The sequence below is a fragment of the Streptococcus pseudopneumoniae genome, from assembly GCF_001072315.1.
In the GTDB taxonomy this organism is placed as follows: domain Bacteria; phylum Bacillota; class Bacilli; order Lactobacillales; family Streptococcaceae; genus Streptococcus; species Streptococcus pseudopneumoniae_R.
The window spans coordinates 1-6,787 of record NZ_JVLI01000179.1; the positions used below are offsets into that span (position 1 = coordinate 1).

At 40.0% G+C, this 6,787-nt stretch carries 9 protein-coding genes; 5 read left to right on the top strand and 4 right to left on the bottom strand.

Annotated elements, in window-relative coordinates; translation table 11 throughout:
* Positions 1-75: 75 nt before the first annotated feature.
* The 4 genes from ADH54_RS09755 to ADH54_RS09770 form a co-directional block, all read right to left on the bottom strand.
* Entirely contained in the window at positions 76-693 is a 618-nt protein-coding gene (locus ADH54_RS09755) for a histidine phosphatase family protein (RefSeq protein WP_049524960.1), read from the bottom strand.
* Entirely contained in the window at positions 693-1,175 is a 483-nt protein-coding gene (locus ADH54_RS09760; protein ID WP_049524961.1) for an aminoacyl-tRNA deacylase, read from the bottom strand. Before ADH54_RS09760 ends, ADH54_RS09755 begins: the two co-directional genes overlap by 1 nt.
* Positions 1,175-2,017: a DUF368 domain-containing protein gene (locus ADH54_RS09765; RefSeq protein WP_049524962.1), complete on the bottom strand. Its 843-nt coding sequence runs from the start codon at positions 2,015-2,017 to the stop codon at positions 1,175-1,177. The genes ADH54_RS09760 and ADH54_RS09765 overlap by 1 nt, the downstream gene beginning before the upstream one ends.
* A 94-nt stretch (positions 2,018-2,111) precedes the next feature.
* Positions 2,112-2,912 (bottom strand): glycoside hydrolase family 25 protein, encoded by an 801-nt coding sequence (locus ADH54_RS09770; protein ID WP_049524963.1) that lies wholly within the window; start codon positions 2,910-2,912, stop codon positions 2,112-2,114.
* A 154-nt stretch (positions 2,913-3,066) separates the two neighbouring features.
* Here ADH54_RS09770 and glmU point away from each other — a divergent pair, with 154 nt between their 5' ends.
* The 5 genes from glmU to rocS all read left to right on the top strand — a co-directional run bounded on the left by glmU (position 3,067) and on the right by rocS (position 6,601).
* Positions 3,067-4,446, top strand: coding sequence for a bifunctional UDP-N-acetylglucosamine diphosphorylase/glucosamine-1-phosphate N-acetyltransferase GlmU (glmU, locus tag ADH54_RS09775; protein ID WP_049524964.1), 1,380 nt, complete (start codon positions 3,067-3,069; stop codon positions 4,444-4,446).
* 9 nt (positions 4,447-4,455) lie between these two features.
* Positions 4,456-5,001, top strand: a complete 546-nt coding sequence (locus ADH54_RS09780; protein ID WP_000393825.1) for an NUDIX hydrolase — start codon at positions 4,456-4,458, stop codon at positions 4,999-5,001.
* Positions 5,002-5,012: 11 nt separating this feature from the next.
* Positions 5,013-5,324 carry a cell wall synthase accessory phosphoprotein MacP gene (macP, locus tag ADH54_RS09785; RefSeq protein ID WP_000517861.1) on the top strand — a complete coding sequence of 104 codons (312 nt, stop codon included), beginning with the start codon at positions 5,013-5,015 and terminating at the stop codon, positions 5,322-5,324.
* 16 nt (positions 5,325-5,340) lie between these two features.
* Positions 5,341-6,033 carry a 5'-methylthioadenosine/adenosylhomocysteine nucleosidase gene (locus ADH54_RS09790; protein ID WP_049524966.1) on the top strand — a complete coding sequence of 231 codons (693 nt, stop codon included), beginning with the start codon at positions 5,341-5,343 and terminating at the stop codon, positions 6,031-6,033.
* A gap of 76 nt (positions 6,034-6,109) precedes the next feature.
* Positions 6,110-6,601, top strand: coding sequence for a chromosome segregation protein RocS (rocS, locus tag ADH54_RS09795; protein ID WP_000021242.1), 492 nt, complete (start codon positions 6,110-6,112; stop codon positions 6,599-6,601).
* The last annotated feature ends 186 nt before the right edge of the window (positions 6,602-6,787 follow it).

A 6,787-nucleotide genomic window follows, 5' to 3' on the forward strand; every position in this document is an offset into this window, starting at 1 on the left:
CCGTACTCAAGTACAGCCTGCGGCTAGTTTCCTAGTTTGCTCTTTGATTTTCATTGAGTATAAAATCAAGTTCTGTTATTGATAGGAAGTATCATTCCACGTATCAAGAGTGAATGTTTCAAAATCATGGGTTTCTAGAATGGTTAGGCTGGCATTTGCTAGACCGCCATCTTTACGAAGAAGTGGCTCTTTATAACCTAGGAGAGTACGAAGACTGGCAGTAAGATTGGCGCCGTGACCGACAATTAGAATACGCTCAGCTGGATTATCTTTGAGTGATTTGATAAATTGGATGGTCCGTTGCGTGGTGCTATAGAGGGATTCAGCTCCAAACATTTGAGTGTCAAATTGAGCAAGATTAGATCTGAAAGCTTTGATTTGTTGCGGGTAAATAGCTTCCAAGGTTGCAATTTTCAAACCTTCCAACTTCCCCAGTTGCCATTCACAGAGATTAGGAACACTTTCTAAAGGACAGAGCGTCTTGAGTTGACTTTGGATAATCTCGGCAGATTTGACCGCTCGAGGTAAATCACTTGAATAAATCTGATCAAAAGGAATATCCTTGAGATATTGGCCAAGTTGTTTTAGGGTTTCAATGGATTCAGGAAGAAGGGGAGAATCTCCACTAGCACCTTGAAAGCGTCTTTCTTGGTTCCAGACTGTACGACCGTGGCGGACAAAGTAGAGTTTCATTACTTGCTGTCCTCCAAGATATCTGCAAAGTCAGCTTTTACAAAGCTAGCCAAGTCTTGTGGAGCGACGATAATGCTGTGACCAACTTCCCCAGCAGAGACAATCATTTGTTCCAAGTCTAGAGCGATTTTATCGATAAAAATGGGATAATTGTGTTTCTGACGAATGCCGATAGGGTTATTGGCTCCATGAATATAACCTGTTGTTTTTTCCAAGTCCTTTTGTGGAATCATGCTCACTTTTTTATTGCCAGAAATTTTGGCTAGTTTCTTTTCAGACAAGTGTTGGGTGATAGGGACAATTCCGATAATCGGTCCTGTCTTGTCTCCCAAAAGAGCCAAGGTTTTGAAAATCTGATCTCGTTCATAACCTTGAGGCAGCTCTCCTTCCAGGGCATTGATTTGAATTCCCTGATGTGGGATACCTGCTTTAGACAGGATTTGTTCCACCAATGTTTTTTTGATTTTAACTTTTTTTGCCATTATTTATACTTATCCTCCAATTGGCTCATCCAAATACCAAGCCAGATTCCCAGCGCAAAGAAGAAGGCGATGATGACATATCCAACAAGTGAAAGGCCAGTGTATTGGATACTTTCAGCGTTTCCTGCATTTGGAATCAAGATCAAAAGGGTACTTGATAGGACAATACCGATGATGAAATGGTAGACGCGTGAGTGGTAGTTGTTTAAGGCATAATCCATCAATTTTGAAAAAATGATGAGAGTTGCACCTGCCCCGATTCCAATCGGGAAGAAGGTTCCCAAGAGGTCAAAGGTTTTAAAACCAGTCAACATAGGAGCATAGAGACCCAAAATCAAAAGTAGATTTGATGGACTGAGGCCAGGCACCAATACGCCAAGAGCCAGCAGTGCACCAGCTAGGACGAAATTAAGAAAGCTGGCACTTAAGGTTCCAACAACAAAGTTTAAGGCATAGAGTCCTAATCCAGAAATGATAAAGGTTATCCAGAACCAAGCCAAATCAATCTTGTCTCGGTCAGATTCTCGAGTTGATTCCTTGAGGAGGCTAGGAACTGTACCAATGATGGCTCCCGCAAAGCTCCATAAGACAAAGACCTGATAATTTTCAAGCAGGTATTCAATCGGGTAGGAAAATAAGCCGATTCCCAGAAGCATACCGAAGGCAACTGGAATAAAGTACAAAACATTTTCTTTAAAGTCCTTAAAGGGATGGGCCAGAAAGCCAATCATTCGTTCATAAATTCCTAAGATTGCTGCTAGAACCCCTCCGGAAATTCCCGGTAGAATAAATCCAAGAGCAATGACAATCCCTTTAATAAGGCGTGCTAACCATGAGAGCATATTTTTCCTCCAACTATTTCTATTTCAAAAAATCCTTACTATATTGTATCACAATCAAACACAAAAAGAAAAAGCAAATGATAAACAAATGCTTTTAAGGTTTTAAAAAGAGTTTTCTAAAGGTTTCTTCTTTGTTTTTTAAGGAAGAGATAACGTTGATATCTAAATCGTGGTCAAAGCCAGCAATTTTTCCTTTAGAAGTGTACTGGTGGATGTCGTAATCTAAGTCCGTATTAGGTTTGCTTTCGAAAAAGCCAGTATTTGAACCATAGGAAGGAATCCAAACAGAATTAAACTTGTCTGTATCAATACTGTGTTCTTCCATGAAGTAGACCCCAACGTAGATTCCGATATTTTTTGCACCTAGCGATTCTAGCTTTGCACGAAAGGCTTCAACACCTTCGTTCATATTGGACATGCTTTTATCTTCCACATCTAGCCAATAGTAGCTAGGGCTGTATGGCGATGAAGCGTTATAAAAAACTTCAGCAGCCTTTTCCATTTCTTGGACATTTTTTCCAGCTACATAGGCATAGACACCAACTGGGACATTTCGTTTTTGAAACTCAGTGATATGGGTTTTAAAGGTCTTATCTACCCCATTAACAAAGGAAGCATCGTTTTCTTTTAAAGACTGAGCGCCACTATGGACACGAACGATAGCTCCAGAAATGTTTTGGGACAGAGTATCGTAATTGATTTCCTCAGGACGCTGCCAACCAGAAACATCAATTACCGGTTTATCTATATTGTGTAGCGCTTGTGTTTCTACTTGCGCGATATTTGACTTTGTTTTTACAGGATGGTCCTCAAAACGAGGGCGATTCAGGATTAAAATGAAAATCATAATCCCAAAAAAACCAAACAAAATAAGCGGATTAATTTTCTTTCTCATATCTCATAATTTTACCTTAAAAATGAGAAAAAATCAAAAAAAATACTCAAAAAATGGGTTAGGAAAGGACTTTGGAGCATTTTTTCATTCAAGAGCGCGGAATGATTTGAAATATGGTATAATAAAAGGGAATTTCTAGAGAAAAGAGAAGATTATGTCAAATTATGCCATTATTTTAGCAGCGGGTAAAGGGACTCGCATGAAATCTGATTTGCCAAAAGTTTTGCACAAGGTTGCGGGTATTTCTATGTTGGAACATGTTTTCCGTAGTGTGGGAGCTATCCAACCTGAAAAGACAGTAACAGTTGTAGGACATAAGGCAGAATTGGTTGAAGAGGTCTTGGCTGGACAGACAGAATTTGTGACTCAATCTGAACAGTTAGGGACTGGTCATGCAGTTATGATGACAGAGCCAATCTTAGAAGGTTTGTCAGGTCACACCTTGGTCATCGCAGGAGATACTCCTTTAATCACAGGTGAAAGCTTGAAAAACTTGATTGATTTCCACATCAATCATAAAAATGTGGCCACTATCTTGACTGCTGAAACGGATAATCCTTTCGGCTATGGACGAATTGTTCGTAATGACAATGCTGAAGTTCTTCGTATCGTTGAGCAGAAGGATGCCACAGATTTTGAAAAACAAATCAAGGAAATCAACACTGGAACATATGTCTTTGACAACGAGCGTTTGTTTGAGGCTTTGAAAAATATCAACACCAACAATGCTCAAGGAGAATACTATATTACAGATGTCATTGGCATTTTCCGTGAAGCTGGTGAAAAAGTCGGTGCTTATACTTTGAAAGATTTTGATGAAAGTCTTGGGGTAAATGACCGTGTAGCTCTTGCGACAGCTGAGTCGGTTATGCGTCGTCGTATCAATCGTCAACACATGGTCAATGGTGTTAGCTTTGTAAATCCAGAAGCAACTTATATCGATATTGATGTTGAGATTGCTCCTGAAGTTCAAATCGAAGCCAATGTTACCTTGAAGGGGCAAACGAAAATTGGTGCTGAGACTGTTTTGACAAATGGTACTTATGTAGTGGACAGCACTATTGGAGCAGGAGCGATTATTACCAATTCTATGATTGAGGAAAGTAGTGTTGCAGACGGTGTGACAGTCGGTCCTTATGCCCACATTCGTCCAGGTTCAAGTCTGGGTGCCCAAGTTCATATTGGAAACTTTGTTGAGGTGAAAGGGTCTTCTATCGGCGAGAATACTAAGGCTGGTCATTTGACTTATATCGGAAACTGTGAGGTGGGTAGCCATGTTAACTTTGGTGCAGGAACCATTACAGTCAACTATGACGGCAAAAACAAATACAAGACAGTCATCGGTAACAATGTCTTTGTTGGTTCAAATTCAACCATTATTGCGCCAGTAGAACTTGGTGACAATTCCCTCGTTGGAGCTGGTTCAACTATTACTAAAGACGTGCCAGCGGATGCTATTGCTATTGGTCGTGGTCGTCAGGTCAATAAAGACGAATATGCAACTCGCCTTCCTCATCATCCTAAGAATCAGTAGGAGCCTATCATGGAATTTGAAGAAAAAACACTTAGCCGAAAAGAAATCTATCAAGGACCAATATTTAAACTAGTCCAAGAGCAGGTTGAATTACCAGAAGGTAAAGGAACTGCCCAACGGGATTTGATTTTCCACAATGGGGCTGTTTGTGTTTTAGCAGTAACGGATGAACAGAAACTCATCTTGGTCAAGCAGTACCGCAAAGCCATCGAGGCTGTCTCTTACGAAATTCCAGCTGGAAAATTGGAAGTAGGAGAAAATACAGACCCTGTTACAGCAGCCCTGCGTGAATTAGAGGAAGAAACAGCCTATACAGGGAAATTAGAACTCTTGTACGATTTTTACTCAGCCATTGGCTTTTGTAATGAAAAATTAAAACTATACCGAGCAAGCGATTTGACGAAAGTGGAAAATCCGCGTCCGCAGGATGAAGATGAGACCTTGGAAGTCCTTGAAGTGAGCTTAGAAGAAGCCAAGGAATTGATCCAATCAGGTCATATCTGCGATGCCAAGACAATTATGGCTGTTCAGTATTGGGAATTGCACAAAAAATAGAGGAGGTCAGTATGGGTAAACCTTTATTAACGGATGAAATGATTGAAAGAGCTAATAGAGGCGAAAAGATTTCAGGTCCTCCTTTGCTAGATGATGAGGAGACAAAAATTTTACCAACCTCTTCTTCCCGTTTTGGTTATGCCAATCCTAAGGATCATGGTTTTAGCCAGGAAACCTTGAAGATTCAGGTTGAACCATCTATTCATAAAAGTCGTCGCATTGAAAATACCAAGAGAAATGTCTTCAATTCTAAGTTGAATAAAATCTTATTCGCTGTCATCTTTCTCTTGATTTTGCTTGTCTTAGCAATGAAACTTTTGTAATAGAAAAGGAATTGAAATGAAAATAGGAATTATTGCGGCCATGCCAGAAGAACTGGCGTATCTGGTTCAGCATTTAGACAATGCCCAGGAGCAAGTTGTTTTAGGCAATACCTATTACACAGGAAGCATTGCCTCGCATGAAGTCGTTCTTGTAGAAAGTGGAATTGGAAAGGTCATGTCTGCTATGAGTGTGGCGATTTTGGCTGATCATTTTCAAGTGGATGCTTTGATTAACACGGGATCTGCTGGAGCAGTAGCAGAGGGTATTGCTGTTGGGGATGTTGTGATTGCTGACAAATTAGCCTATCATGATGTGGATGTCACAGCTTTTGGTTATGCTTATGGACAAATGGCGCAACAACCACTTTATTTCGAATCGGATAAAACCTTTGTTGCTAAAATTCAAGAGAGTCTATCTCAATTGGACCAGAACTGGCATCTTGGTTTGATTGCTACAGGAGATAGTTTTGTTGCAGGAAATGACAAGATAGAAGCGATTAAGTCCCATTTTCCAGAAGTTTTAGCAGTTGAGATGGAAGGAGCAGCTATTGCTCAGGCAGCGCATGCCCTTAATCTTCCAGTTTTAGTCATTCGAGCTATGAGTGACAATGCCAACCATGAAGCAAACATCTCTTTTGATGAGTTTATTATCGAGGCTGGACGTCGCTCTGCTCAAGTCTTATTAGCCTTTTTGAAGGCCTTAAATTAAGCGGAAATTTGACAGTTTTTCTAGCTTATGATAAGATTTAAGTAAAGAAAAGCTAGAAAACGTTTCAGAGGATATTATGAGTATTGAAATGACCGTCAGTGAGATTGCAGAGGTCTTAGGATTATCTCGCCAAGCAATCAATAACCGTGTCAAAGAATTACCAGAAGAAGACACAGATAAAAATGACAAAGGGGTAACAGTTGTTACCAGAAGTGGCTTGATTAAGCTAGAAGAAATCTATAAAAAAACGATTTTTGAAGATGAGCCTGTCAGTGAAGATGTCAAGCAACGTGAACTGATGGAGATTCTAGTTGATGAGAAGAATGCAGAAATTCTTCGTCTTTATGAACAATTAAAAGCCAAGGATCGTCAGTTATCAGAAAAAGACGAGCAGATGCGTATCAAAGACCGTCAGATTGCTGAGAAAGACAAACAACTCGATCAGCAGCAACAATTGACCCTTCAAGCCATGAAGGATCAAGAAAATCTTAAGCTAGAGCTGGACCAAGCAAAAGAAGAAGTCCAATCCACTAAGAAAGGCTTTTTTGCTCGTTTATTTGGAGGATAATCAAGGAGCTGTTTAGGTTAAATGCTAACCTAATGGCTTCTTTTATTTCTAATCTAAATAGTATAGTTGCTCAATTAATACTCAATGAAAATCAAAGAGCAAACTAGGAAGCTAGCCGCAGGCTGCTCAAAGCACTGCTTTGAGGTTGTAGATAAGACTGACGAAGTCAGTTACATATATCTACGG